The organism is Mesorhizobium shonense, assembly GCF_040545255.1.
Lineage (GTDB): Bacteria > Pseudomonadota > Alphaproteobacteria > Rhizobiales > Rhizobiaceae > Mesorhizobium > Mesorhizobium shonense.
Genome location: NZ_JBEPLM010000028.1, coordinates 1 through 24953, shown reverse-complemented (window position 1 = coordinate 24953; position 24953 = coordinate 1). Strand labels below are relative to the sequence as shown.

Below are 24953 nucleotides of genomic sequence, written 5' to 3'. Positions count from 1 at the left end.
TGCTTGCTTTTCGCTGCGAAATGGCCGGAATGTGTGAAGCCGGTCGTCAAGTCTGCATCGAGGTGATGAGCGCCAGGCTGTACGCCAAGCCGGCTTAGAGCAACTCCAGCACGAAGCTGGTTTCTGCCGGGAATTGCGCTAACAAGGAGATAGAGCCAGGCGCAAAGCCTGCTATCGCCTTTTGCCCTCCACGCAATCCCAGAACAGGGCAGCAATATCGGCCCCGCCAAACCGCTGCACTTCGCGGATACCGGTCGGCGAGGTCACGTTGATCTCGGTCATCCAGTCGCCGATCACGTCGATGCCGACCAGGATGAAGCCGCGTTCCCTCAGCGACGGCCCGATGCGGGCGCAGATCTCGCGCTCGCGCTCGGTCAGCTCGGTCTTTTCGGCGCGGCCGCCGACATGCATGTTGGAGCGCGAATCATGCTCGGCCGGCACGCGATTGATGGCGCCAACAGGTTCGCCGTCGATCAGGATGATGCGCTTGTCGCCCTTGCGTACGTCCTTGAGATAGCGCTGCACGATATAGGGCTCGCGGAACAGTTGGCCGAACATTTCGAGCAGCGAGGCCAGATTCCGGTCGGCTTCGTGCAGATGGAAGATGCCGGCGCCGCCGTTGCCGTAGAGCGGCTTGACGATGATGTCGCCGAATTGCTTGCGGAAGGCGGCCACCTCCTGGGGATCCTTGGTGATCAGCGTTTCCGGCATCAGGTCGGGAAATTCGGTGACGAAGATCTTTTCCGGGCTGTTGCGCACCCAGGCCGGGTCGTTGATCACCAGCGTCTTCGGATGGATGCGCTCCAGGATGTGCGTGGTGGTGATGTAGTTCATGTCGAAGGGCGGATCCTGTCGCAGCAGGATAACGTCCATCTCGGACAGGTCGGTGCGCACGGGATCGCCCAACGAATAATGGTTGCCCTTCTCGTCGCGGACTTTCATCTCCTCGATGCGGGCAAACACCTTGCTGCCCAGCATCGACAGCCGGTCCGGCGTGTAATGGAAGAGCTGATGGCCGCGCCGCTGCGCTTCCAGTGACAGCGCGAAGCTCGTGTCACCGGCGATCGACACGGTCGAGACATGGTCCATCTGGACGGCGATCTTCAGCGGCATTTTCATCTCCGGCAAACCCTGCCGCCGATATAAGGAACTCGAAGGCTTCTGCCAATCGGTCCATCTCCGAAGAGCATCGCGTCAACGCCGTCCCGCGGTCATTTCGAGACAAGGCAATGTTGCGCGTCATCGTTTTCTTAAGCCTTGCTGTGCAAGAATGCGCATCGAGTGCCAGGCCGGACTGTGCCGGCCGGGTCTTTGACGGAACCACGGGCATGAATGCTTTCACCGCCGTCCGCGCCGCCGAGGAGCTCGAGCTCACCGTCCTCATGCCGTGCCTCAACGAGGCCGAGACGCTGGCCATTTGCATCGGCAAGGCCAGGTCCTTCCTCGATAGGGCGGGCATCTCCGGCGAGGTCTTGATCGCGGACAATGGCAGTTCCGACGGATCGCAGCGGATTGCGTCCGAGAACGGCGCCCGTGTCGTGCCGGTGGCGAGCAAGGGCTATGGCGCGGCACTTCTCGGCGGCATCGCCGCAGCCAGGGGCCGCTACATCATCATGGGCGATGCCGACGACAGCTACGACTTCGGCGCGCTCGAAGCCTTCGTCTCGCGCCTGCGTGGCGGCGCCGACCTGGTGATGGGCAACCGGTTCAAGGGCGGCATCGAGCCCGGCGCCATGCCGCCCCTGCACCGCCATCTCGGCAATCCGATGCTGAGCTTCATCGGCCGCCTGTTCTTCCGCATCAAGACCGGCGACTTCCATTGCGGCCTGCGCGGCTTCAATGCCGACCGCATCAGGAAGCTCGACCTGCAGACGAGCGGCATGGAATTCGCCAGCGAGATGGTGGTGCGCAGCGCGCTTGCCGGCCTGCGCATCGAGGAAGTTCCGACCACGCTCAAGCCCGACGGCCGCAGCCGTCCGCCGCATCTGCGCACCTGGCGCGACGGCTGGCGCCATCTGAAGTTCCTGCTGGTGCACAATCCCCGCTGGATGTTCTTCATCCCCGGCACGGCGTTGCTCGGCTTTGGCGCGCTGCTGGTAACGCTGTTGATGCTAGGCCCGCTGCAGGTGGTCGATAACCTGTCGCTCGACATCAACACATTCGTCGCCGCCTGCTTCATGGTGGTGGTGGGCATCCAGCTCATCACCTTCGGCGCGATATCGCGCTATTACGCCGAGATAACCGGCATCCTGCCACGCAACCGGCGATCGGATTGGCTGACCAGGACCCTCAGCACCGACCGTCTCGCCGGCAATGCCGGTATCTGCTTTGCCGGCGGCGCCCTGTTCTTCGGCTACGCCGTATGGCGCTGGGCGAGCCTCGGATTCGGTCCCCTGGAGGATCCCGAGATTCCGCGCGTTGTCGTGCTAGGGCTGAGCCTGATCGTCATCTCGCTGCAGGCGTTCTTTTCCGCCTTTCTGCTCGGCGTCCTGGAAATACCGGTGAAGCGGCTGCAAGCCGCATCGGCTGGTCCTGCCGATGGCGTCAGGGTGCGCCAGGACGCATGAACGGCGCATTGGCTCCCTTTCTCCAGACGCGCCTTTTCCGCTTCCTCACCGTCGGCTTCGGCGCTGCATTGCTGCTATTCGTGTTGTCGTGGCTGCTGGTCTCGATGGGCCTTTCGCCTTTCACCGGCAGTGTCGTCGCCTATGCGATCAGCTTCGTCGTCGCCTATTCGGCGCAGCACGGCTGGACCTTCGGCGGCAAGCACGACCATGCGACGGCGATGCCGCGCTATCTCGCGCTCCAGGTCGGATGCGCCGTCTTTTCGGGCCTTGTGTCGCATGTGGCGGCGACGCGTTTCGCCATGCCGCCGCTCTCCATGTCGGCACTGACGACGGTTGCCGCAAGCGCGGCAAGCTACGTCCTCTCGTCGCTATGGGTGTTTCCGGCACGCGATTGATTTCGGCCGGCGGCTTGAAGCTTTGCTGAACCGGGCGGGCGCTGGCCTCGCTCCCGGTCGCCGAGGGCAACGGCAGCCTCTCCATCTCTATCGCGTCAGGCAAGCCGGCTAAGCGTTGCAACGGCGATCGAAAAATCGATTTTCCGATACCTTTCCTAAACGCTTTGCTGCCAGTCTGAAGATAAATACCGCCATCACGACAGGGACATGATGCAAACGACGTTTGGCACCGGCCAGCCAGGCAGGGAAAGCACGGATCTGGCCTTCACCGATCCGCTGACCGGACTTGGCAACCATCGTCGCTTCTTCGACAAGGTCGATCGCCTGATCGGCGACCGCGCCGACGATCCCGCGCCCTTCACCGTCGGCATCCTCGACCTCGACGGCTTCAAGCCGATCAACGACCTGTTCGGCCACAAGGCCGGCGACGACATCCTGATCCAGGTGGCGATGCGCCTGCGCGCCTCGATGGACGGCCATTCCACCGTCTGCCGCATCGGCGCCGACGAGTTCGCCTTCCTTTATCCGATGGTGTTCAGCGAGGAGCAGGCGGCCGAGAAGTCGCGCATGCTGATCGAGATCCTGTCGGCGCCCTATGACGTCGGCGAGCGCACCGCGAGATTGTCGGCCTCTGTCGGCTGCTCGCTGTTTTATTCCGGCGACGAGACCACCGAGATACTGATCAACAAGGCCGAGACCGCGCTTTACCATGCCAAGCGTTCGGGCCGCGGCCGCGTCGTCGTCTACACCCGCGAGATGGAGGAGGCGGCCAAGCGCGTCACCCGCATCGAGCAGGCGCTGCGCCGCGCCGTCTCGGCCGGCGAGGTCGAGCCGCATTTCCAGCCCATCGTCGATCTCAACACTCGCCGCACCATCGGCTTCGAGACGCTTGCCCGCTGGACCGACCGCGATCTCGGCATGGTGCCGCCGAGCGTCTTCATTCCCATCGCCGAGGAGCGCGGCATCATCGGCCCGCTGTCGCAGCTTGTGCTGCGCAAGGCCACCGAGGCGGCCCGCAGCTGGCCGAAGGACCTGTTCCTGTCCTTCAACCTGTCGCCGTCGCAGCTGGTCGACCAGAACACCGGACTGCATATCCTGGCGATCCTCGAGCGCACCGGCTTCGATCCGCGCCGACTGGAGATCGAGATCACCGAAACCGGCCTGATGACCGATCCGGCTTCGGCCGAGAAGATCGTCGAAGATCTGCGCCGTGTCGGCATCCGCGTCTCGCTCGACGATTTCGGCACCGGCCAGTCCTCGCTCGGGCGCCTGCGCGAATTTCATTTCGACAAGCTGAAGATCGACCGCGCCTTCGTCTCTTCCATTCTCGACGACCGGCCGTCGGAGCACATCATCCGCGCCATCCTCGCCATGTGCGAAGGGCTCGGCATGGATGTGGTGGCCGAAGGCATCGAGGAAGAGGCGCAGGCCGACCGTCTCGTCCAGTTCGGCTGCGCCGGCGGGCAGGGCTATTTGTTCGGCAAGCCGGTCGATGCCGACGCCACGCTCGGCTATCTGCGCGATTCCTATCGCGGCGCGCTGTACGCCAAGGCGATCTGACTAATTCGCGGCGCGTACCCGCATATGGCAGCGCCGGCCCCTCACCCAGCCTCCGCTTCGCTCGGCTGACCTCTCCCCGAGGGGAGAGGAGATTGCCGGCGTCAGCGCCAGTCTCTTCTCCCCAACGGGGAGAACGTGGCCGCAAAGCGGCCGGATGAGGGGACGGGCGCTGCCATACGCGATTGTCCTGCCCTCAAGGGGACCTCATTTGTCGGACATAAGCCCGAAAAACGCCTTTTCGCCCTTGCTACCGGGGCCGGCGTGGCTAGGATGCGCGCCGGCCAAAGGGAGAGAGAAATCATGATGCCATCGGCGCGTTTCGCCGACCTGGACGGCGCCTCGGTGCTGATCACCGGCGGCGGCTCCGGCATCGGCGCGGCGCTGACTGAAGGCTTCATGCGGCAAGGCGCCAGGGTCGCCTTCATCGACATCGCCGATAAGCCCAGCACGGCGCTCGCCGACCGCCTCGAAAAAGAGCTTGGCCGGCGCCCGCTCTACCTCAAGACCGATTTGCGCGACGTCGAGGCGCTGCGCGTCGCGGTGGCCAAGGCGGCAAAGGCGCATGGCGACGTCACGGCGCTCGTCAACAACGCTGCCCTCGACGACCGCCACGAGGTCAAGGACGTCACGGTCGAGTTCTGGGACAACAACCTTGCCATCAACCTGCGGCCGCATTTCTTCACCGCCCAGGCGGTGGCGCCGGGCATGAAGCGCGCCGGCGGCGGCTCGATCATCAACTTCACCTCGACCTCCTATCTCATCAACCATCCGGACATGCCGGCCTACACCGCCGCCAAGGCCGGCATACTCGGTCTCACCAAGGGCCTTGCCGGCAAGCTCGGCGCCGACGGCATCCGCGTCAACGCGGTCGCGCCCGGCTGGGTGATCACCGAGCGGCAGCGGGAGCTTTGGGTCACCGACGAGACGCTTGCCGCCCATGTCGCCAAGCAATGCATCAGACAAGTCATGCAGCCGGACGACATCGTCGGCACCGTGCTGTTCCTGGCCTCGGACGCCTCGCGCATGCTGACGGCGCAGATGCTGATCGTCGACGGAGGCGTGCTGTGAGCGGCGCGCCCGCGGTCGCCGCCATCGACTGGGGCACGACCAGGCTGAGGGCCTGGTTGCTCGACGGCGCCGGCCAGGTGCTTGCCGAGCGGCGCGGCGACGACGGGCTGATCACCGCGCGCGAAAAAGGTTTTGCCAAGGTGCTGGAAGGCCACCTCGCGTCCATGGGCGCGCCCGAGACGCTACCGGTCATCATCTGCGGCATGGCAGGTTCCCGACAAGGCTGGATCGAGGCGCCCTATGTCTCCGTGCCGGCGCCGATCGGCGCCATCCTTGCCGGCGCCGCCCGCATCGAGGGCTCGAGCCGCGACATCCGCATCGTTCCGGGCCTCGCCCAGCGCCTGGCCGACGCGCCGGATGTCATGCGCGGCGAGGAAACGCAACTCGCCGGCGCCGGTTTGCCGGCAAAGGGCCGTCATCTCGTCTGCATGCCGGGCACGCATTCGAAATGGGTCGCGGTCGAGGACGGCGCGGTCGCCGGCTTCGGCACCTGGCCGACCGGCGAGTTGTTTTCGGTGCTCGCCGCGCATTCGATCCTGAAACATTCGCTGGGCGAGCATCCGGCTTCGGTCGCCGCGGACAGCGCGTTCTTCCGCCAGTGGTGCGAGCGGGCGCTTAGCGAGGGCGGCGACGTCACCTCGAAACTGTTCGCGATCCGCGCCGCCGGGCTGCTCCAGGATCTGAAATCGGAAGATGCCGCGGCCTGCCTGTCCGGGCTCTTGATCGGCGGCGAGATCGCTTCGGCCAGGCGCCGCTATGGCGCAAGCGAAGCGCCGGTGGTGCTGATCGCCTCCGGCGCGCTGGCCGCGCTTTATGCTGCCGCTCTCGGCTTCGCCGGCCTTGCCTTTCGCATCGTCGACGCCGATGAAGCGGTGCGCGCCGGCCTTGTCGAGGCCGCGCGCGAGAACGGCATGATCGGAGGTGACGCGTGACGCAGACAGCGACCTTTCCCAAACTGAAACGCGGCCTCGTCGCCATCCTGCGCGGGCTGAAGCCTACCGAAGCGGTGGCGATCGGCCAGGCGATCTTCGACGCCGGCATCGAGGCGATCGAAGTGCCGCTTAATTCACCGCAGCCTTTCGCCTCCATCGCCAGCATTGTGGAAGCGCTTCCCGAAACCGGGCTGGTCGGCGCCGGCACGGTTCTGACAGCGGCCGATGTCGACGAATTGCACAAGGCCGGCGGCCGGCTGCTGGTCAGCCCCAACATCGATGTCGAGGTCATGGGTCGCGCCATGCATCACGGCATGGTGACGATGCCCGGCGTGTTCACCCCGACCGAGGCCTTCCAGGCGATAAAGCTTGGCGCCTCGGCGCTGAAATTCTTTCCGGCGAGCGTGCTCGGCGCTGCCGGTATTTCGGCGATCCGCGCGGTGCTGCCGGCCACGACATTGATCGGCGCCGTCGGCGGCGTTTCCGACAAGGATTTTGCCGGCTACAAGGCGGCCGGCGTCAGTGTGTTCGGTCTGGGATCAAGTCTCTACAAGCCGGGCGCCAGCGTCGAGGACGTGGCGAGGCGCGCCCGCGCCGCGGTCGCCGCCTGGGATGAGGCTTTCGGAGGAGCATGATGGATAGCGTTTCGATCTTCAGCGACCATATCTGCGAGCTCGGCGAGGGCCCAAGCTACGACCCCGGCACCGATGCCCTGTTCTGGTTCGACATTGTCAACGGCAGGCTCCTGGAAAAGCCGCTCGCCGGCGCGCTGAAGGTGCACGACCTCGGCCTGATGGCCAGCGCCATCGCAATCATCGACGATGCCCGCCAGCTCATCGCCACCGAAAAAGGCCTCTATGTCCGCGATGTTGCGACCGGCAAGCTGGCGCTGCACACGCCGATCGAGGCCGACAATCCTCTGACCCGCTCCAACGATTCCCGTGTCCATCCCTGCGGCGCCTTCTGGACCGGAACGATGGGCAAGGACGAAGGGAAGGGCGCCGGCGCGATCTACTGGTTCTTCAAGGGCGAGCTTCGCCGGCTGTTTGCCGACATCACCGTCTCCAACTCGATCTGCTTTTCCGAGGACGGGGCGATCGCCTATTACACCGACACCGCGACCGGGCTTTTGATGCGCGTTGCCTGCGATCCGGCGACCGGTCTGCCCGTTGGCGAACCAAAAGTGTTCGTCGACCACCGCTCGTCCAAGGGCTATGTCGACGGCTCGGTCGTCGACCGCGACGGCGTGCTGTGGAACGCGGTCTGGGGCGGCAAGGCGGTGAAGGCCTATTCGCCGGACGGCACGCTGCTGCGCGAAATCGCGATGCCGGTGACGCAGCCGTCCTGCCCCGCCTTTGTCGGCCGGAAAGCCGACCGCATCGCGGTGACGTCGGCCTGGAAGGGCAAGGACGAGAAGCAGCGCGCGCTGGACCCTCAAGCTGGCATGACCTTCCTGCTCGACTTGTCCGTCAAGGGGCGCTTGGACCCGCGCGTGCTGATCGCCTGAGCGGCTTGCGGATTATCGCCTGGCACGGTCGGTTTCCCGCAAGCCGATTGCAATGGCCATGCGATGGTAGCGCCTGATTTCGCTGGGAGTTCCCATGCCGCGCAACAGGCCGACGCTGATCCTTGTCCATGAGCCGGAGAAGGCCTGCTTCGACCGGCTCGTCGCCGATGGCTACCCGACTGAGCGCGCCATCGAAATCTCGTCCTATCTGGCGCAGTCGACCGATCTCGCGCCTGAGTTCGACCAGCTCGCCGCCGCTTGCGACAAGCGTGGCCTCGCTTTCATGGCCGTCGAGCTGGACAACGCCGCGACTGTGTTGGCAAAGGCCGATCCGGCCGGCACCCTGGTCTGGACGCTGACCGACGGCATCGCCTATTTCCGCGGCGGCGCGGCGCCCGCCATGGCGCGGCTGAACGGGTTGCCGACGATCGGCGCCGACGACTCGCTGTTCGCGCTCTGCCAGGACAAGTTCCGCTCCGGCGCCGTGCTCGGCGCGCTCGGCCTGCCGGTGCCGCCGGCCGGACTGGCACGCAACGGCAAATGGCTGGTCGAGCCGCCGGCCTCGCCCGCCGGCTGGTTCGTCAAGCCCAACCGGCTCGGCGCCAAGATCGGCATCTGGCCGGATTCCCGCTGCCATGATCTCGATCACGCGCTGGAGCTTAGCCGGCGTGTCTTTGCCGGCTATCGCGACGATGTCGTTATCCAGCCCTATGTCGCCGGCCGCAATGTGCGGGCAAGTTTCCTCGGGTTGAAGCCCGGGACCGGCGTCGAGGCGCTTGGCATCGTCTTTGTCGAGTCCGGCGGCGATTTCCAGACCATGGCCGACTCGATGGCGCTTTATGGCGATACCGGCCAGGCCGCCAAGGATGTCGGAAACTACGCCGAACCCGAGCTCGAGCCGGTCGCCGCCAGCCAGCCGGCGGCCGATCGGGCGATCCGCACTGTGGCGCAAAAGCTGATCACCGGGCTTGGCCTGAAGGACGTCTTCTCCGTCGATCTCAGGGTCGAGGCCGACGACACGATCCACCTCATCGAATTCGAAGTCTGCCCCGGCCTGCCTTGCTTCGATTTTCGCGATTACTGCCGCAGGCAATGGGGCATGAGCCTGGCCGACGCGATGGCCGAGACGGCGGCGAATAGGCTGACGTCGTGACCTTCATGATTGGCTGAGACCTGACAACTTCGTCATTCCAGGGCGGAGCAAGGAGCGAAGCGACGCGCGCAGACCCTGGAATCCATGCCGTTACCGCTGCCGTGAAATGCAGCGGAGCAGAATTCTGGACCGTTGCGGCGCGTTGAAGTCACGGCATGGATCCTCGGGTCTGCGCTGCGTCGCTACGCTCCTTGCTCCGCCCGTGGATGACGACAAGATGGGCGTTTCGGCTAATCTCCAACGTGCCAACACGGCAACAGCCGATCCGCCAACCCCCCGCGCCCGAGTCCCTAAACGCCCTCGACCAGCACGATCTCGCCGTCGGCTACTTTCTGGCGGATGGCGACGGCGCGCTGATATTCCGGCGAGTGGTAGCACTCATGCGCCGCTGCAAACGATTCGAATTCGATGATCACATTGCGCGCGCGGCCGGGGCCTTCGGCCTTTTCATGCTCGCCGCCGCGCGCCAGGAATTTCACGCCGAAACGATCGAAGGCGAGCTTGGCGGCGGCGACATAGTCCTTGTAGCCTTCCGGGTCGCGCACATCGACGCGAGCGATCCAGTACCCCTTTGGCATGCTTTTTCCTCCGGTTGAAACTCAGGCCGATTGCATTTCGGCGAGTATCGCTTCGGCCGCCGCCCGCCGGTCCGGCGCGGCGACGATCGGCCGGCCGACGACGAGATGGCTGGAGCCGTTGCGGATCGCTTGCGCCGGCGTCACCACACGCTTCTGGTCGCCATGCTCGCTGCCTGCCGGGCGGATGCCGGGGGTCACAACGGCCATGTCGGGTCCGACGATCCGGCGCACTGCCTCAGCCTCCTCGGCCGAGCAGACGATGCCGCCCATGCCGGCATGCAGCGCCTGTTCGGAGCGCCTCAGCACCAGCGTGTGCGGATCATACTCATAGCCGGCGTCGATCATGTCCTGCTCGTCCATCGAGGTCAGCACGCTGACCGCCAGCAGGCAAAGCTCGCTGCCTTTGGCGGCGTCCACGGCGGCCCGCATCGCCTTCGGATAGGAATGGATGGTGAGCATCGACACCCCCATCCTGACGATGTTCTCGACGCCCTTGGCCACCGTGTTGTCGATGTCGAGCAGCTTCATGTCGAGGAAGACGTTGGTGCCGCCGCTGGCGAGCTCGCGCGCGAAATCCAGCCCGCCGGCGAAGGCGAGCTGGTAGCCGATCTTGTAGAAGGAGACGGCGCCCTCGAGCTCGCGCACCGCCTTCTCGGCGTCCTTCAGCGTCGGCACGTCGAGGCCGACGATCAGCCTCTCTTGCATGGACTTGGCGCTCATGGTGTCGGCCTCAATCGAGCTGCCGGGGCGCATCAGGCTTCGATCCGCACGGACAGCATGCGCGAGGTTTCGATCAGTGTACGGCATAGACGCTCCATCGATTGGCGTAATCTTTCGTCCCTGAAATTCCCATCCTCGTCAAAGGCGTTGCTGCCCTCCGGCACCGAGCACTCCGGTGTCACCACCTCCATCTGGCATCGCACCAGCACGGCGCGCAGATGATTGATGCAGCGTATCCCGGCGAAGTGGCCTTTGGAAGATGAGCAGAGGCCGGCGACCTTGCCGGCAAGCGGCCTGAAGCTGCGGGCGCCGTCATGGCGCGCCAGGCTCACCCAGTCGATCGCATTCTTCAGCAGCGGCGGCAGCGAGCCGTTGTATTCGGGGGTCGCTATCAGCACGCCGTCATGGGTAGCGATCAGCCAGCCAAGCTTCATGGCGTTTTCGGGAATGCCCTTTTCCTTCTGCAAGTCCTCGTCCACGATCGGCAGCGGATAGTCGCCGAGCGAGATGCGGGTTACTTCGGCACCTTGCAGGGCAAGCTCCTTCTGCGCCGCATCGGCCGTCTTGCCGCTGAAGGCGCCGCTCCGCACCGAGCCGGCGAAGACGAGGATTCTTGGGATCACTGCCATTGGCTTGCTTCGCTAAGGAAGTAGGGGAATAAGGCAGTAGAGCAGTAGGGATGGCGCGGAAATGATACCGTTCATCCCTCTTCCCCTACTGCCTTACTCCCCTACTCCCTTATTTTTCGCGCCGGTAGATCCACAGCTGCGTCGGCGGGATGTTGCGGATGATGAAATCGAAATGCTTGACCGTGTAGTTGCCGCGGCCGGGCGGGATCGGCGACAGCGGGCCATAGGTCAGCTGCACGATCGGCCGGCCGGCCGGGATGCGGTCGAGCAGGCTTTCGATATAGGCGATGCGCTGGGCGACCGGGAAGTTGAGCAGCGGCACGCCGGAGACGACCGAATCGAACACCAGGTCGCGCCTGTCGCCGAGCGTGGCGTTGAGATTGAAGGCGTCGCCCTCGATCACGTTGACGCGTGGATAGAGCCGGCGCAGATGGCGCACGAAGTCGGTCGAGTATTCGATCGCGTAGAGGTTCTCCGGCTTCACGCCCTGGGCCAGGATGGCGCGGGTGATGACGCCGGTGCCGGGTCCGACCTCGAGCACCGGCAGTCCCGATTTCGGGTTGACGATCGAGGCCATCTTGCGGGCGGTGATGGAGCTGGTGGGAACGATCGAACCGACCGCTTTCGGCTTGTCGATCCAGCCTTTGAAGAACTTCAGCTCGTCGTCGAATTTTTCCGCCAGCGCTTTGCGCAACCCGGGACCACGTGCCATGCGAGCTCTCCTCAACGCTCCCCGAACCGCTACTTATCAGCTAGGTGGAACAAGGCAAGGCGTCAACCTGGCATAAGGTGTTGATGACGCTCCGGAATGTTGCCGGATAAGGATCAGCTTTCGCCGAACGACTCGAAAAAGTCCTTCATGCGGGCGAAGAAGCCGCTCGATTGGGGCGAATTGTCCTTCGAGGAGAGCTGCTCGAACTCTTCCAGCAATTCGCGCTGGCGGCGCGACAGGTTCTGCGGCGTCTCGACCGCCGTCTGGATGTAGAGGTCGCCGACATTGGGCTGCCGCAACACCGGCATGCCCTTGCCCTTCAGCCGGAACTGGCGGCCGTTCTGGGTGCCTTCCGGCACCTTCACCTTGGTCTGCGTGCCGTCGAGCGTGGTGACCTCGAACGAGCCGCCAAGGGCGGCGGTCGTCATCGAGATCGGCACCTTGCAGTAGAGGTCGGCGCCGTCGCGCTGGAAGAATTCGTGCGGCTTGACCGCGAGGAAGATGTAGAGGTCGCCCGAAGGGCCGCCGCGCAGGCCGGCCTCGCCCTCGTTGGCAAGCCGGATGCGGGTGCCGTCCTCGATGCCGGCCGGAATGTTGACCGACAGCGAACGCTCCTCGGTGACGCGGCCCTGGCCGGCGCATTTCGGGCAGGGATCCTTGATCGTCTGGCCGCGGCCCTGGCATTGCGGGCAAGTGCGCTCGATCGAGAAGAAGCCTTGCGTGGCGCGCACCTTGCCGTGGCCGTGGCACATGGCGCAGGTCACCGGCTGCGTGCCGGGCTTGGCGCCGCTGCCGGAGCATTCCGAGCAGGCAATGGAGGCCGGCACGCGAATCTGCGCCGTCTTGCCGGCGAATGCCTCCTCGAGCGAGATCTCCATGTTGTAGCGCAGGTCCGCCCCGCGCTCGCGGCCGCCCGACGAGCGGCGCTGGCGACCGCCCATCATGTCGCCGAAAATGTCTTCGAAAATGTCGGCGAAGCCGCCGGCGCCGAAACCGTGCGCGGCGCCGTTCATGCCGCCCTGCTCGAAGGCGGCGTGGCCGAAGCGGTCATAGGCGGCGCGCTTCTGAGGATCCTTCAGCGTCTCGTAGGCTTCGTTGATTTCCTTGAATTTGTGCTCGCAGGCATGGTCGCCGGGGTTGCGGTCGGGATGGAACTGCATGGCGAGCTTGCGGAAAGCGCTCTTGAGTTCCTTGTCGTCGGCGCCTTTGTGCACGCCCAGCGTTTCGTAGAAATCAGCTTTCATTTTTTCCCGCAGTCCGGATGCTCAATGTCTTCAAGCATTGTTGCGTCGTCGCCGGCACGTTGTTCGATTTAGGAGCGATGTTGCCCGGATACTAGTAGCGAGCCGGGTCTGCTCCGTGTTTTTCCGTCATTTTTTCGCTCGGGGGTGCAAAAAAGCCCGGCTTTGCGCCGGGCTTTTCGCTTTATTTGCCGTCAGCCGGCTCAGGCCGACTTCTTCTTGTCGTCGTCCTCGTCGATTTCCTCGAAGTCGGCGTCGACCACGTCCGAATCCTTGGCGGCGTCCGCCTTGGCGTCGGCTTCGGCGGCTTCCTTCTGCGAGGCCTCGTACATGGCCTGGCCAAGCTTCATCGAAGCTTCGGCGAGCGACTGCGACTTGGCCTCGATGTCGGCCGCGTCATCGCCCTCGGCGGCGGTCTTCAGCGCCGCAATCGCGTCGGCGATCGCGGTGCGGTCGGCCTCCGAGACCTTGTCGCCATAGTCCTTCAGCGACTTCTCGGACGAGTGCACCAGCGATTCGGCCTGGTTGCGGGCCTCGACCAGGGCGCGGCGCTTCTTGTCGGCGTCGGCATTGGCCTCGGCGTCCTTCACCATCTTCTCGATGTCGGCGTCGGACAGGCCGCCGGACGCCTGGATGCGGATCTGGTGCTCCTTGCCGGTGCCCTTGTCCTTGGCCGAGACGTTGACGATGCCGTTGGCGTCGATGTCGAAGGTGACCTCGATCTGCGGCACGCCGCGCGGAGCCGGCGGGATGCCGACCAGGTCGAACTGGCCAAGCATCTTGTTGTCGGCCGCCATCTCGCGCTCGCCCTGGAAGACGCGGATCGTCACCGCTGACTGCGAGTCCTCGGCGGTCGAGAATACCTGGCTCTTCTTGGTCGGGATCGTGGTGTTGCGCTCGATCAGCCTGGTGAACACGCCGCCCAGCGTCTCGATGCCGAGCGAAAGCGGCGTCACGTCGAGCAAGAGCACGTCCTTGACGTCGCCCTGCAGCACGCCGGCCTGGATGGCGGCGCCGAGCGCCACGACCTCGTCCGGGTTGACGCCCTTGTGCGGGTCCTTGCCGAAGAACTGCTTCACGATCTCCTGGATCTTGGGCATGCGGGTCATGCCGCCGACCAGGACCACTTCGTCGATCTCGCCCGCCTTCAGGCCGGCGTCCTTGAGCGCCGCCTTGCAGGGGTCGATGGTACGCTGCACGAGATCTTCGACCAGGCTTTCGAACTTCGCCCGGGTGAGCTTCATCGTCAGGTGCTTCGGCCCGGTGGCGTCGGCGGTGATGAAGGGCAGGTTGATCTCGGTCTGAGTCGTCGACGACAGCTCGATCTTGGCCTTCTCGGCCGCTTCCTTCAGGCGCTGCAGAGCGAGCTTGTCGGCCTTGAGGTCGATGCCCTGCTCCTTCTTGAACTCGGCCGCCAGGTACTCGACCAGGCGCATGTCGAAGTCCTCGCCGCCGAGGAAGGTATCGCCGTTGGTCGACTTCACCTCGAAAACGCCGTCGCCGATCTCGAGCACCGAAATGTCGAACGTGCCGCCGCCAAGGTCATAGACGGCGATGGTCTTGCCGTCCTTCTTCTCGAGGCCGTAGGCAAGTGCCGCGGCCGTCGGCTCGTTGATGATGCGCAGCACTTCGAGGCCGGCGATCTTGCCGGCGTCCTTGGTCGCCTGGCGCTGGGCGTCGTTGAAATAGGCCGGAACGGTGATGACCGCCTTCTCGACCTTCTCGCCGAGATAGGCTTCCGCCGTTTCCTTCATCTTCTGCAGGATCATGGCCGAGATCTGGCTGGGCGACAGCTTCTTGCCGCCGGCCTCGACCCAGGCATCGCCATTGTCGCCCTTGACGATCTTGTAGGGGACAAGCTTCTTGTCCTTCTCCGTCACCGGATCGTCATAGCGGCGGCCGATCAGGCGCTTGACCGCGAAGATGGTGTTTTCAGGATTGGTGACCGCCTGGCGCTTGGCCGGCTGGCCGACGAGGCGTTCGCCGTCGCTGTTGATGGCGACGATGGAAGGGGTCGTACGCGCGCCTTCCGCATTCTCGATAACCTTGGGCTCCTTGCCGTCCATGATGGCGATGCAGGAGTTTGTGGTTCCGAGGTCGATACCGATTACTTTTGCCATTGTTCTGGTCTCTCCGCTAAGCAGGCTCTCAGGACCCTGATAAGGCGTTCCGACGAAAGCCCCTGTTCACAAGAAATTCCGTCACGGTCCCGGATTTTCAAGGCCGGACGGTTGGCGCGTATATAAGAACAGGCGGCACGGCGCGCAAGCATTCTGCGCAAGGCGGCTGCCGTCCCGGAACGGACCGGCTCGCCTTAGACGAGGATCAGTGCGAATTTCTTCTATCTCATTGTCCAGACGGGATTTTTTCCGAGCCTAAGCGTGCCGTCGCATATCGGGCAAGGGCAGGCTTTGGCGCCGCAGGCGTGACTTTGGGTCGCGAATGCGCGGAAAAACTTCTTTGCCGCCATGCACTTGGCGCCTGTCGGTGGTCGTTCGGAAGTACGCACGGGCCGGCGGCCCTAGAGCCGGATGATTTCAGGTCGAACCGACCTGAAATCTGAATCCGGCTCTAATCAAAGAGATAGAGCATGATGTCGCCCGAAAACCGCTTCACACTTTTCGGCATCATGCTCTAGCGATCGCGCAAACCGTATCGCTAAGCTTGGCATCGACCGAGCGAAGCGGCCGGTGTCAGCCGAAGAAGATGGAAACCTTGGCAATCGAAGCATCCGGGATTACGAATAAGACAAGATGCGGCAGATCGCCGGCATGAGCGCCGGCTTGGACCATGCGCGCGAAATCGATCCTGATCGGGCTACTTGCCGGGATGATCGCATTCTCCGGCTGCAACGCCGGCGGCGCATTGCAGACGTCTCCCCTGGCTTATGGCGGCCTCACCGACGCCGGCTTCCGCATTCCGCCGGTTCCGATCTACAAGGTCGATCAAAAGTTCCGTCGGCAGACGGTGGCTTACGCGACCGACGAGGCGCCCGGCACCATCATTGTCGATACCGGAGCGAAATTCCTCTATTACGTGCTGGGAGACGGTCAGGCGCTGCGCTACGGCATCGGCGTCGGCAAGGCGGGCTTCGAGTGGCATGGCACCGCTCACGTCGCGAGGAAGCGCGAATGGCCGGATTGGACCGCGCCGTCGCAGATGATCGTGCGCGAGCGCAATCGAGGCCATATCATACCCGCCCATATGGACGCCGGACTCATGAATCCGCTCGGGGCGCGGGCGCTCTATCTCTTCAACGAGAAGGGCGACACCGGATATCGCCTGCACGGCAGCCCCGAATGGTGGTCCATCGGCAAGGCCGTATCGGCTGGCTGTATTCGCCTCATGAACCAGGACATCATCGATCTCTACGACCGCGCCGAAATCGGCACCAAAGTGATCGTGATATAGACGCCGCATTGCCGTCCTTGCGCGGCCGCGCCGATGCCATCGTGCCGAAGGATCAGTTTCGGAACGCTTCCGAGCAAAGCGCCCGCAGCTTCGGAAAGACCTGCTTTCCGCCGGCGATGACCTGCGTTCCCTCGCTGAGAACTGTTTTGGGGTCGGGTTTCAGCACCGTCCCGCCCGCCTCTTCGACCAGAAGCATGCCTGCCAGGCAGTCCCAGGCGTTCATGTGCTCCTCGACATAGCCGAGCAGCCGTCCGGCCGCGGCATAGGCAAGCATCAGCGCGCCGGACGCATTGCGGAAGAAGACACCGCCTTCGGCCATGATCATGCTGATCAGCACCGCGACATGTTCCGTGGCGGCCCGGTTCGAAAGCCCGGTTCCGACCGAGCCTTCGGAAAGTGCTTTGGCGCCGCTCGCCCCGATCGGCCGTCCGTTGACGAAGGCGCCGCCGCCAAGGCGGCCATGGAAAGTCTCGCCGGTCGAAGCCTCGTGGACGACCCCGACTATCGTTTCGCCGTCCCTGGCGCAGGCGATCACCACGCACCAGGCGGGAATGCCGCGCACGAAATTGGCGGTGCCGTCGATCGGGTCGATCACCCAGACATAGCTGGTCTTGCCGGTCGCCGGCGCATGCTCCTCGCCGACAATGCCGTCGTCCGGATAGGCTGCCGTTATCGCCGCACGGACGAAAAGCTCCACCTCGCGATCGGCATCGGAGACAAGATCCTGATGGCCTTTGCTCTCGATGGTCAGGTTTTCGAGATCGCGAAAATATTTCAGCCCAAGCTCTCCCGCGCGCCGCGCAAGGTCGATGGCGAAATGCATGCGCTGGTCGAGATCATCGGTCACGGGAAAGCTCGCGCTTGAGAAGAGAACCCTGTCCCTAGAGCCGGATTCAGATTTCAGGTCGATCCGACCTGAAATCTGAATCCGGCTCTAAATCAAAGAGATAGAGCATGATGTCGCCCGAAAACCGCTTCACACTTTTCGGCATCATGCTCTAGCAGATGAGCATCTCAGGCAAAAGGCGCTCCGTGATCAGGCGGCTTGCGACATCGATCCGTGCACCTCAGCCAGAATCTCGAAGGAGCGCACCCGCGCCGGGTGGTCGAACATCTGGGCGGTGACCATCAATTCGTCGGCGCCGGTGCGCCGCACGAATGCGTCGATGCCCTGGCGGACCGTCTCGGGCGAACCGACGACGGCGCAGGACAGCGCCTGGGCAAGCATGGTCTTGGCAACCGGATCGAGATCGCGGTCATAGTTCTCGGCCGGCGGCGGCAATTGCCCGGGCCGGCCGCTGCGCAGATTGACGAAAGCCTGCTGCAGCGAGGTGAATAAAAGCTTCGCCTCGGCGTCCGTGGGGGCTGCGAAGACATTGAGGCCGAGCATCACATAGGGCTTGTCGAGCTGGGCCGAAGGCTGGAAGCGCGTGCGGTAGACCTCCAGCGCGTGGTCGAGCTCGGCCGGCGCGAAATGCGAGGCGAAAGCATAGGGAAGGCCGAGCATTGCGGCCAGCTGCGCGCCGTAGAGGCTGGAGCCCAGGATCCAGACCGGCACCTCCTGGCCTTCGCCCGGCACCGCGCGGATGCGCTGTCCTTCCTCGGCCGGCTGGAAATAGCCCATCAGCTCGACGACATCCTGAGGGAAGTTGTCGCTGGCCTCCAGATTGCGGCGGAGCGCCCGCGCCGTCATCATGTCGGTGCCTGGCGCGCGGCCGAGGCCGAGGTCGATGCGGCCCGGAAAAAGCGCGTTGAGCGTGCCGAACTGCTCGGCAATCACCAGCGGCGCGTGGTTGGGCAGCATGATGCCGCCGGCGCCGACCCGGATGGTCTTCGTGCCGCCCGCGACATGGGCGATGACAACGGAAGTCGCGGCGCTGGCGATACCCGGCATGTTGTGGTGCTCGGCGAGCCAATAGCGCTTGTAGTCCAGCCGCTCGGCATGGCGGGCAAGATCGAGCGAGTTGGCCAGCGACTGCGAGGCAGTGCTGCCTTGGGTGATCGGCGACAGGTCGAGAACCGAAAGGGCCGTCATTGATCAGGTCTCCACGATGTTCTTCTGCCGCAACCTCGCCTCGAAGGCGGCGCGGTCGGGAATGACGATGGCGAGCTGGCCTTCCAGCACGTCCGCGAGTCCGGTCGCCGACGCGATCTCCCGCTGCTCGCTACGGCCGCCAAGGTGATAGGTCGACAAGCGATTGTTGCGCAGGGCGTAGCGCCGGTCCGGCAAGGCGCGCGCGGCAACCAATGTGGAAAGAAAATGCGAGCTCGGATGTGTCGACAGGAAATGGCTGCTCACAGAATAATCGACCGCGTAGGCCTGCTGCATGTCGAAGCGGTAGAGCGTCCGCCAATCACCGCCGATATTGGCCTGCAGGCGAAAATGATCGCCGGTCTCGTCGATACGGAACGCCTCGTGCGGTGTCTGCTGCTCGAGATTAGGCTCCAGCAGCAGCGGCGCCGTCAGCGTCAGGCCGCCGAAGCCGACATCGGCGATAAAGGTTTTTCCATCGAGCTCGACACGCAGCAGCATGTGGCTGCGCGGCGTGATGGCGTCGTCCGGCTGGCCCCACAGCACGCGGGCGGCGAGCCCGCTGACACTGAAACCCAGCTCCCCAAGCGCATGCATGAAGATCAGATTATGCTCGAAGCAATAGCCGCCGCGGCCGCGTTTTAAAATCTTGTCCTGCAGCGACGCCGGATCGAGCCCGACCGAAACGCCCATCAAGGCATCGATGTTCTCGAACGGGATCGCCTGCGGATGTTGCCTGTGCAGCGCCTTCAGCGTTGCCAGCGAAGCATCCATAGGGCCGCGATAGCCAATGCGCGCGAAATAGGCATCGATATCGAAGGAAGCGTCGGTCATGAGGGGCAGGTCCGGCTTGACCGGTCCGATATAGGCACTCGTCGCCGATGCGGCAAACAAGGGCCGAGTTGAGGATTGGGCCAGGGCGTCAGGCGGCCGTGTGGTTGTTCTCGGCCGGTTCGTCTTCGGCGAGGATGGTCTGTTGCGCCGCCAGGAAATTGCCGACATGGCTGAGGCCGTCGAAATGGTCGCAGAACACCTTGATGACCACCAGCAGCGGCACTGCCATCAGCGCGCCGACGAAACCCCATAGCCATGACCAGAAGGCGATGGCGATGAAGATCGCCACCGCATTGATCTCCAGCCTTCGGCCGACCATGACCGGTGTCACGAACTGGCCCTCGACGATGTCGCACAACAGCACGAAGGCGGGTGCCAGCAGCGCGTAGGAGATCGAATCGAAACTGATCAGCGCGATGACCGTGACCAGCAGGATGGTTATCAGCGCGCCGACATAGGGCAGGAAATTGAGGAGCGCCGCCGCCGCGCCCCAGACCAGCGGGTTCGGCATGCCGAGCCCCCACAGGCCCAGCCCGATCACCGTGCCGAGGCCGGCATTGATGAGCGTGACGGTGAGCAGGTAATGCGAGATCTCGCGCTCGACGTCATAGACGACGCGCAGCGCCCGCTTCTTCTGGCTGAGGCTGGTGAAGGACTGGACAATCTTCTCGTAGAACAAGGTGCCTGAGGCGAGCAGGAACAGCGACAGCACGAAGACGATGGTGATCGAGGTGCCTGCCCCCAGGATGTTGCTGGCCGCGGCGGACAGAATACCGGACGGCGCCACCGAGACTCTTTGCACGCCCGGTTCCTGCGCAGTCTCGGTCAGCGACCCGAGTTGGCGCGAAACATCCGCCATCATCTCGAGCGGACGCTTGAATGGCGCCAGTCTTTCTGTGAGCTGCTGGCCGATCGAGTAGCTGTTGTTGACAAGGTTGATAACCGGCCCGCTCAGCAGATAACCGGCGCTGACGAAGATGAATATGGAGAGCAGCACCAGCAGCGTCGCGGAGAACACCTCCGGTATGCCGCGCTTGCGCAGGAAGCGCACGATCGGCGTCAGCGTCAGCGCCAGCAGGAAGGCCAGGATCACCGGCATGAAGAAGGCACGCGCAAAATAGAGGGCGGCAGCCGTCATCAGAATGAAAATGCCGATGAGCATCGATCGCATCAGCCGCAATTCGTCGCGCACGCCGACACGCGGATCGGGGCTTTCGGCAATACTCGCGCCCGACGCGGTCGTTTCGGCTTTCATCGGCTCCCCTCGCAATCGTCGAGGGAAACGTGTGCGCCGCGCCAAGGTTCCGTTAGCCGGCGGTGAATGAAAAAACCTTGCCGCTCTCAGGCCACTGGCGCCGGTATGGGCGCGGCCGTCGCTGTTTCCTTGCGCACGATCGGCGCCACCCTGGTGCCGTAAAGCTCGATCGCCTTCATGATCTTGGCATGCGGCATGGTGCCGATCGCCATCTGCAGCAGGAAGCGGTCGTTGCCGAAGATCTTGTGCTGGGCGACGATCTTTTCCGCCACCTGTTCGGGATTGCCGACGAACAAGGCACCGCCGGGACCTCGCGCATGGTCGAAATGCGCCCGCGAGGTCGGGCCCCAGCCGCGCTCGCGGCCGATGCGGTTCATCACCTCGGCCTGGGGCTCGTAGAAGTCGTCGGCCGCCGCCTCGGTGGTCTCGGCGATGAAGCCGTGCACGTTGAGGCTGGTGGCAAGCGTGGCGGCATCGTTGCCGGCGCGCGTTGCCGCCTCGCGGTAGATATCGAACAGCGGCGCGAAGCGGGCCGGCTCGCCGCCGATGATGGCAAGCGCAAGCGGCAGGCCGAGCACGCCGGCGCGGGCGGCGGACTGCGGCGTGCCGCCAATGGCGATCCAGATCGGCAGCTTTTCCTGGAATGGCCGCGGATAGACGCCGCGGCCATTGATCGGCGCGCGCAAGCGTCCTTGCCACGTCACCTTTACCTGGTCGCGAATGGCAAGCAGGAGGTCGAGCTTCTCGGCGAAGAGCTCGTCATAGTCCTCAAGGTTGTAGCCGAACAGCGGGAAGGATTCGATGAAGGAGCCGCGCCCGGCCATGATCTCGGCGCGGCCGTTGGACAGAAGGTCGAGCGTCGCGAACTGCTGGAAGACCCGCACCGGATCGTCGGAGGAAAGCACGGTGACCGCGCTGGTGAGCTTGATGCGCTTCGTCCGTTCGGCAGCCGCGGCAAGAGTGACCACCGGCGCCGAGGCCGCATAGTCGGGACGATGATGTTCGCCGAGGCCGAACACGTCGAGACCGACCTGGTCGGCCAGCTCGACCTCCTCGATCAGGTTGCGCAGCCGTTCGTGCGGGCCGATGGCGCCGGGGCCGGGTTCCGGGCTGACATCCGCGAAAGTGTAGAGGCCGAGTTCCATGTCGATTGCATCCTGATGCGCAGTTTGGGCGTTGTTTGTTGGCGTTAGAGGTAGCGACCGGCCTGGCCAGCCGCCAGGGGCGCGATTTGTGAACAGTGCATCGCGCACCGGCGACGTATCCCGGCGGCAACAGCGCAGATTTTCATGGCTGGCATACCGTTTTGGCGCTTGAACTCATCGCTTTCGCGCGTATGTAAGCGTCGCGAATTGACTGCAGGGAAGTGGATTTGGCTATCTACAGGGAAAAAGACATATTCGAGCGGCGCAACGCCGCGAACGAGGCAAAGAAGGCGCTCCTGGAGCGCTTCAAGGCAAAGCCGGCGGCGGACGATCCAGCGGTGCTGGCGCGTCAGGCGGAACGCAAGGCGATCCTCGAGGCTCGCGCGGTCCGCGAGGCCGAGAAGGCCAGGCTGAAGCAGGAAAAGCTGGCGCGCGAAGCGGCCGAGAAGGCTGAACGCGAGGCAGTGGCCGAGGCTGCACGTATTGCAGCCGAAGAGGCGGCGGCGGCCGAGGCCAAGATCCGCGAAGCCGAGGAAACCGAGCGCATCGCCCGTCTTCTCGCCGACGAGGCCGAACGCAAGGCCAAGCGCGATGCGCGCTACGCCGCCCGCAAGGCGCGCGTTGGCCGTACGCCGCCGGGTTTCTCCGCCCGCTGACATAGGTTCGTTCGAAGATGCTTCAGGGTCGCCGGCGGCGGCCCCGAAGGCGTTTGTCCTGACCACTGGAGCAATTCCAGGAAAAGTGTGTAGCGGTTTTTCGCCCGGAAATGCGCGAAAACGATCTACCTGGCCTGGGTTTGTCAGGCGACGAGCTTCAGCCCGACGATGCCTGAGACGATCAGGCCGATGCAGGAGAGCCGGACCGCTGTCGCCGGCTCGCCGAGCAGCCAGATGCCGAGCAAGGCGGTGCCGACGGTGCCGATGCCGGTCCATACCGCATAGGCGGTGCCGACCGGCAATTCCTTCAATGCCAGGCCGAGCAAGCCGAGGCTGACGATCATCGAGGCAATGGTGAGAAGGGTCGGCAGCGGCTTCGAGAAACCGTCAGTGTATTTGAGGCCGATCGCCCAGCCGATCTCGAACAGGCCGGCGAAGAAAAGAAAAATCCAGGACATCGCAACGCTCCATCGGTCCAGCATCGCACCCGATGCTGGAAGTGGCGGGTCGTCCCGGCCGATTTTCAGGGGAAGCGAGGTCGTCCTCGCCGCGTCGATATAGGTAGTCTTGCGCCCCGATCAACAAAACACCGGCAGCATTCGAATGCTGCCGGTTCGAACGCGCATCACGACGGATCGGCCGCGCTGGCGGCTTACTTCTCCTTGATGCGCATCGCCTTGACCGGCGGCGCCTTCGGAGCCGGGGCCGCGGCTGGTTTCTTCGCGTCCTTCTTCGGCTTGCGGGGTTCCTTGCCCGCCTTCATCGCACCTTTAGCCATGATTCGCTCCTCCGATTGTGGGCAGCCCAAGTGAAACAAGAGAAACGCCCCGACCGCAAGAGGCCGCTTGCCGCTTCGAAAGCCGGCTTTCCCGATGTCAACCGTTTTCCCTGATTCGGCGGGAATCGAACAGGTTTCGAGCGGCGGCAACCGATTTCCTCAGTACCCGTGAACCTCGCAACGGCTGGCGCATTGTCTGTAGAGCTTCGGCCGGCGGGTCGTTAAGCTCGGCGCTCTGAAGAGGATCTGGAAGCGGATGGCAGGGCATAGCGGCTCGAAAAGGGTGATCTATGCTGCGCTCGCCGGCAATCTCGCGATCGCGCTGACCAAGTTCGCCGCCGCAGCCTTCACCGGTTCCTCCGCCATGCTGTCGGAAGGCGTGCATTCGCTGGTCGATACCGGCAACGGCGCGCTTCTGCTTCACGGCATGCGCCGTGCCGCGCGCCCGCCCGACCGCACGCATCCGCTCGGCCACGGGCGCGAGCTTTATTTCTGGAGTTTTATCGTCGCCCTTCTGGTCTTCGCGCTTGGCGCCGGCGTTTCCTTCTACGAGGGCGTCATCCACATCATGGCGCCCGTGCCGGTCGTCAACGCCAGGGTCAATTACATCGTGCTTGGCCTGTCTTTCCTGTTCGAAGGCAGCTCCTGGCTGGTGGCGCTGAAGGAGTTCCGGGGACAGAAAGGCCGGGAGGGCTGGTTCGAGGCAGTGCGGCTCAGCAAGGATCCGAGCGTCTACACGGTACTTTTCGAGGACAGCGCGGCACTGCTTGGCCTGATCGTCGCCTTCGCGGGCATCCTCGCATCCGAGCTGTTGGAAATTCCCGAGCTCGACGGCGTGGGCTCGATCGGCATCGCGATCATCCTCGGCGCGACCGCGATCTTCCTGGCGCGGGAGAGCAAGGGCCTGCTTATGGGCGAGCCCGCTTCTGTCGAAGTAGAGCGCAGGGTGCTGGCGATCGCCGAGCAGGATCCCGCAGTGCAGCGGGCGAACGGCATATTGAGCGTTCACATCGGTCCGGAGGAAATCGTGGCCGGCCTCAGCATCGAGTTCGAGGACCATCTCACCGCGCCGGAGATCGAGGCCTGCATCGAGCGCCTGGAGGCGCGGCTGAAGCAGGAGATGCCGGAGGTTACTAGGCTGTTCGTCAAACCGCAGGCCGCTGGCACGTGGGAGCTGCGGCGAAAGGCCATCGCCGAGGCCTCAAGCGAGGATTAGACTTGGATGAACTCTTACGGAGGAAGCTGATGAAGATCGACGGCGGGTGCCATTGCGGCGCCATCACCTATGAGGCGGAGGTCGATCCCGAAAAGACCTCGATCTGCCACTGCACGGATTGCCAGAAACTCACCGGCACGGCTTTTCGCGTCACCGTGCGGGTGCCGGAGGAAGATTACCGCATCACCAAGGGCGAGCCCAAGGTCTACATCAAGACCGGGTCGAGCGGCGCCAAGCGCGCGCAGGGCTTTTGCGGCGAGTGCGGCTCGCATCTCTACGCCACGTCGGTCGGCGACGGGCCGAAGGTCTATGGCGTCAGGACGGGCACGGCGCGCCAGCGCGATCAGCTGGTGCCGAGGACACAGTACTGGCACCGCTCGGCGCTGCACTGGCTACCGGAATTCGAGGACACCAGGATCGTCGAGGAGCAGTAGATCGACCTTGGCGATTGGCTGAAAGCCTTCTCCACCTTCGTCATCAACTCTGAGGAATCATGGCGTCCCGGAGCCTGGCATTTAGGGTGACGACGATCTTTCGCATGACGGCGGCGATGGCCACCATAGG

At 64.2% G+C, this 24953-nt stretch carries 26 protein-coding genes; 12 read left to right on the top strand and 14 right to left on the bottom strand.

The window, feature by feature from the left end; translation table 11 throughout:
- Positions 1-171: 171 nt before the first annotated feature.
- On the bottom strand, positions 172-1113 hold the full coding sequence (gshB, locus tag ABID26_RS34995; RefSeq protein ID WP_126096919.1) for a glutathione synthase: 942 nt from the start codon (positions 1111-1113) through the stop codon (positions 172-174).
- A gap of 215 nt (positions 1114-1328) precedes the next feature.
- Here gshB and ABID26_RS34990 point away from each other — a divergent pair, with 215 nt between their 5' ends.
- The 8 genes from ABID26_RS34990 to ABID26_RS34955 all read left to right on the top strand — a co-directional run bounded on the left by ABID26_RS34990 (position 1329) and on the right by ABID26_RS34955 (position 9182).
- Positions 1329-2567, top strand: coding sequence for a glycosyltransferase family 2 protein (locus ABID26_RS34990; RefSeq protein WP_126096918.1), 1239 nt, complete (start codon positions 1329-1331; stop codon positions 2565-2567).
- A complete protein-coding gene (locus ABID26_RS34985; RefSeq protein WP_126096917.1) occupies positions 2564-2962 on the top strand; it encodes a GtrA family protein in 399 nt (132 codons plus the stop codon). Before ABID26_RS34990 ends, ABID26_RS34985 begins: the two co-directional genes overlap by 4 nt.
- Positions 2963-3172: 210 nt before the next feature.
- A complete protein-coding gene (locus ABID26_RS34980) occupies positions 3173-4522 on the top strand; it encodes a putative bifunctional diguanylate cyclase/phosphodiesterase (RefSeq protein WP_126102472.1) in 1350 nt (449 codons plus the stop codon).
- Between the two features lie 300 nt (positions 4523-4822).
- Positions 4823-5590, top strand: coding sequence for an SDR family NAD(P)-dependent oxidoreductase (locus ABID26_RS34975; protein ID WP_126096916.1), 768 nt, complete (start codon positions 4823-4825; stop codon positions 5588-5590).
- Positions 5587-6522 carry a 2-dehydro-3-deoxygalactonokinase gene (locus ABID26_RS34970; protein ID WP_245460163.1) on the top strand — a complete coding sequence of 312 codons (936 nt, stop codon included), beginning with the start codon at positions 5587-5589 and terminating at the stop codon, positions 6520-6522. The genes ABID26_RS34975 and ABID26_RS34970 overlap by 4 nt, the downstream gene beginning before the upstream one ends.
- Positions 6519-7157, top strand: coding sequence for a 2-dehydro-3-deoxy-6-phosphogalactonate aldolase (locus ABID26_RS34965; protein ID WP_126096914.1), 639 nt, complete (start codon positions 6519-6521; stop codon positions 7155-7157). Before ABID26_RS34970 ends, ABID26_RS34965 begins: the two co-directional genes overlap by 4 nt.
- Positions 7157-8029, top strand: a complete 873-nt coding sequence (locus tag ABID26_RS34960) for an SMP-30/gluconolactonase/LRE family protein (RefSeq protein WP_435528639.1) — start codon at positions 7157-7159, stop codon at positions 8027-8029. The genes ABID26_RS34965 and ABID26_RS34960 overlap by 1 nt, the downstream gene beginning before the upstream one ends.
- A 94-nt stretch (positions 8030-8123) precedes the next feature.
- On the top strand, positions 8124-9182 hold the full coding sequence (locus ABID26_RS34955; RefSeq protein WP_126096912.1) for a D-alanine--D-alanine ligase family protein: 1059 nt from the start codon (positions 8124-8126) through the stop codon (positions 9180-9182).
- 290 nt (positions 9183-9472) lie between these two features.
- Here ABID26_RS34955 and ABID26_RS34950 read toward each other — a convergent pair whose 3' ends face one another.
- From ABID26_RS34950 to dnaK, 6 genes are all read right to left on the bottom strand, one after another.
- Positions 9473-9760: a DUF1330 domain-containing protein gene (locus tag ABID26_RS34950; RefSeq protein WP_126096911.1), complete on the bottom strand. Its 288-nt coding sequence runs from the start codon at positions 9758-9760 to the stop codon at positions 9473-9475.
- Positions 9761-9781: 21 nt separating this feature from the next.
- On the bottom strand, positions 9782-10480 hold the full coding sequence (gene pyrF / locus ABID26_RS34945) for an orotidine-5'-phosphate decarboxylase (RefSeq protein WP_126096910.1): 699 nt from the start codon (positions 10478-10480) through the stop codon (positions 9782-9784).
- Between the two features lie 32 nt (positions 10481-10512).
- Positions 10513-11109 carry an NADPH-dependent FMN reductase gene (locus tag ABID26_RS34940; protein WP_126096909.1) on the bottom strand — a complete coding sequence of 199 codons (597 nt, stop codon included), beginning with the start codon at positions 11107-11109 and terminating at the stop codon, positions 10513-10515.
- A 109-nt stretch (positions 11110-11218) separates the two neighbouring features.
- Entirely contained in the window at positions 11219-11821 is a 603-nt protein-coding gene (gene pmtA / locus ABID26_RS34935) for a phospholipid N-methyltransferase PmtA (RefSeq protein WP_126096908.1), read from the bottom strand.
- Positions 11822-11934: 113 nt separating this feature from the next.
- Positions 11935-13065, bottom strand: a complete 1131-nt coding sequence (dnaJ, locus tag ABID26_RS34930; protein ID WP_126096907.1) for a molecular chaperone DnaJ — start codon at positions 13063-13065, stop codon at positions 11935-11937.
- Between the two features lie 200 nt (positions 13066-13265).
- A complete protein-coding gene (dnaK, locus tag ABID26_RS34925; RefSeq protein WP_126096906.1) occupies positions 13266-15182 on the bottom strand; it encodes a molecular chaperone DnaK in 1917 nt (638 codons plus the stop codon).
- 670 nt (positions 15183-15852) lie between these two features.
- Between dnaK and ABID26_RS34920 the strand changes: the two genes are divergently transcribed.
- On the top strand, positions 15853-16473 hold the full coding sequence (locus tag ABID26_RS34920) for a L,D-transpeptidase (protein ID WP_126096905.1): 621 nt from the start codon (positions 15853-15855) through the stop codon (positions 16471-16473).
- Positions 16474-16525: 52 nt separating this feature from the next.
- Here the strand turns inward: ABID26_RS34920 and ABID26_RS34915 are convergent, their stop codons facing one another.
- From ABID26_RS34915 to ABID26_RS34895, 5 genes are all read right to left on the bottom strand, one after another.
- A complete protein-coding gene (locus tag ABID26_RS34915; RefSeq protein ID WP_126096904.1) occupies positions 16526-17320 on the bottom strand; it encodes an inositol monophosphatase family protein in 795 nt (264 codons plus the stop codon).
- Positions 17321-17509: 189 nt separating this feature from the next.
- On the bottom strand, positions 17510-18508 hold the full coding sequence (locus ABID26_RS34910; protein WP_126096903.1) for an LLM class flavin-dependent oxidoreductase: 999 nt from the start codon (positions 18506-18508) through the stop codon (positions 17510-17512).
- Between the two features lie 3 nt (positions 18509-18511).
- Positions 18512-19339 carry an arylamine N-acetyltransferase family protein gene (locus tag ABID26_RS34905; protein WP_126096902.1) on the bottom strand — a complete coding sequence of 276 codons (828 nt, stop codon included), beginning with the start codon at positions 19337-19339 and terminating at the stop codon, positions 18512-18514.
- Between the two features lie 88 nt (positions 19340-19427).
- On the bottom strand, positions 19428-20594 hold the full coding sequence (locus tag ABID26_RS34900; RefSeq protein ID WP_126096901.1) for an AI-2E family transporter: 1167 nt from the start codon (positions 20592-20594) through the stop codon (positions 19428-19430).
- A gap of 86 nt (positions 20595-20680) precedes the next feature.
- Entirely contained in the window at positions 20681-21739 is a 1059-nt protein-coding gene (locus ABID26_RS34895; protein ID WP_126096900.1) for an LLM class flavin-dependent oxidoreductase, read from the bottom strand.
- 227 nt (positions 21740-21966) lie between these two features.
- Between ABID26_RS34895 and ABID26_RS34890 the strand changes: the two genes are divergently transcribed.
- Positions 21967-22395 carry a DUF6481 family protein gene (locus ABID26_RS34890; RefSeq protein ID WP_126096899.1) on the top strand — a complete coding sequence of 143 codons (429 nt, stop codon included), beginning with the start codon at positions 21967-21969 and terminating at the stop codon, positions 22393-22395.
- Between the two features lie 143 nt (positions 22396-22538).
- On the opposite strand, the gene sugE is transcribed toward ABID26_RS34890, so the two are convergent.
- Positions 22539-22853 carry a quaternary ammonium compound efflux SMR transporter SugE gene (sugE, locus tag ABID26_RS34885; protein WP_126096898.1) on the bottom strand — a complete coding sequence of 105 codons (315 nt, stop codon included), beginning with the start codon at positions 22851-22853 and terminating at the stop codon, positions 22539-22541.
- A gap of 194 nt (positions 22854-23047) precedes the next feature.
- On the bottom strand, positions 23048-23323 hold the full coding sequence (locus ABID26_RS34880) for a hypothetical protein (RefSeq protein ID WP_189521600.1): 276 nt from the start codon (positions 23321-23323) through the stop codon (positions 23048-23050).
- Between the two features lie 106 nt (positions 23324-23429).
- Between ABID26_RS34880 and ABID26_RS34875 the strand changes: the two genes are divergently transcribed.
- Both ABID26_RS34875 and ABID26_RS34870 read left to right on the top strand, forming a co-directional pair.
- On the top strand, positions 23430-24389 hold the full coding sequence (locus ABID26_RS34875) for a cation diffusion facilitator family transporter (RefSeq protein WP_126096897.1): 960 nt from the start codon (positions 23430-23432) through the stop codon (positions 24387-24389).
- Positions 24390-24418: 29 nt separating this feature from the next.
- The gene (locus ABID26_RS34870; protein WP_126096896.1) at positions 24419-24823 is read left to right on the top strand and encodes a GFA family protein; all 405 of its coding nucleotides are present in this window, start codon (positions 24419-24421) and stop codon (positions 24821-24823) included.
- Positions 24824-24953 lie beyond the last annotated feature (130 nt).

Excerpts from the sequence above, each read along its gene's own strand:
- dnaK (WP_126096906.1), bottom strand. The coding sequence starts at position 15,182 with ATGGCAAAAGTAATCGGTATCGACCTCGGAACCACAAACTCCTGCATC.
- ABID26_RS34950 (WP_126096911.1), bottom strand. The coding sequence starts at position 9,760 with ATGCCAAAGGGGTACTGGATCGCTCGCGTCGATGTGCGCGACCCGGAA.
- ABID26_RS34920 (WP_126096905.1), top strand. The coding sequence starts at position 15,853 with ATGCGCGCGAAATCGATCCTGATCGGGCTACTTGCCGGGATGATCGCA.
- ABID26_RS34960 (WP_435528639.1), top strand. The coding sequence starts at position 7,157 with ATGGATAGCGTTTCGATCTTCAGCGACCATATCTGCGAGCTCGGCGAG.
- ABID26_RS34875 (WP_126096897.1), top strand. The coding sequence starts at position 23,430 with ATGGCAGGGCATAGCGGCTCGAAAAGGGTGATCTATGCTGCGCTCGCC.
- ABID26_RS34955 (WP_126096912.1), top strand. The coding sequence starts at position 8,124 with ATGCCGCGCAACAGGCCGACGCTGATCCTTGTCCATGAGCCGGAGAAG.
- ABID26_RS34900 (WP_126096901.1), bottom strand. The coding sequence starts at position 20,594 with ATGAAAGCCGAAACGACCGCGTCGGGCGCGAGTATTGCCGAAAGCCCC.
- ABID26_RS34990 (WP_126096918.1), top strand. The coding sequence starts at position 1,329 with ATGAATGCTTTCACCGCCGTCCGCGCCGCCGAGGAGCTCGAGCTCACC.
- pyrF (WP_126096910.1), bottom strand. The coding sequence starts at position 10,480 with ATGAGCGCCAAGTCCATGCAAGAGAGGCTGATCGTCGGCCTCGACGTG.
- sugE (WP_126096898.1), bottom strand. The coding sequence starts at position 22,853 with ATGTCCTGGATTTTTCTTTTCTTCGCCGGCCTGTTCGAGATCGGCTGG.
- pmtA (WP_126096908.1), bottom strand. The coding sequence starts at position 11,821 with ATGGCACGTGGTCCCGGGTTGCGCAAAGCGCTGGCGGAAAAATTCGAC.
- ABID26_RS34895 (WP_126096900.1), bottom strand. The coding sequence starts at position 21,739 with ATGGAACTCGGCCTCTACACTTTCGCGGATGTCAGCCCGGAACCCGGC.
- ABID26_RS34940 (WP_126096909.1), bottom strand. The coding sequence starts at position 11,109 with ATGGCAGTGATCCCAAGAATCCTCGTCTTCGCCGGCTCGGTGCGGAGC.
- ABID26_RS34910 (WP_126096903.1), bottom strand. The coding sequence starts at position 18,508 with ATGACGGCCCTTTCGGTTCTCGACCTGTCGCCGATCACCCAAGGCAGC.
- ABID26_RS34975 (WP_126096916.1), top strand. The coding sequence starts at position 4,823 with ATGATGCCATCGGCGCGTTTCGCCGACCTGGACGGCGCCTCGGTGCTG.
- ABID26_RS34985 (WP_126096917.1), top strand. The coding sequence starts at position 2,564 with ATGAACGGCGCATTGGCTCCCTTTCTCCAGACGCGCCTTTTCCGCTTC.
- dnaJ (WP_126096907.1), bottom strand. The coding sequence starts at position 13,065 with ATGAAAGCTGATTTCTACGAAACGCTGGGCGTGCACAAAGGCGCCGAC.
- ABID26_RS34980 (WP_126102472.1), top strand. The coding sequence starts at position 3,173 with ATGCAAACGACGTTTGGCACCGGCCAGCCAGGCAGGGAAAGCACGGAT.
- gshB (WP_126096919.1), bottom strand. The coding sequence starts at position 1,113 with ATGCCGCTGAAGATCGCCGTCCAGATGGACCATGTCTCGACCGTGTCG.
- ABID26_RS34870 (WP_126096896.1), top strand. The coding sequence starts at position 24,419 with ATGAAGATCGACGGCGGGTGCCATTGCGGCGCCATCACCTATGAGGCG.
- ABID26_RS34905 (WP_126096902.1), bottom strand. The coding sequence starts at position 19,339 with ATGACCGACGCTTCCTTCGATATCGATGCCTATTTCGCGCGCATTGGC.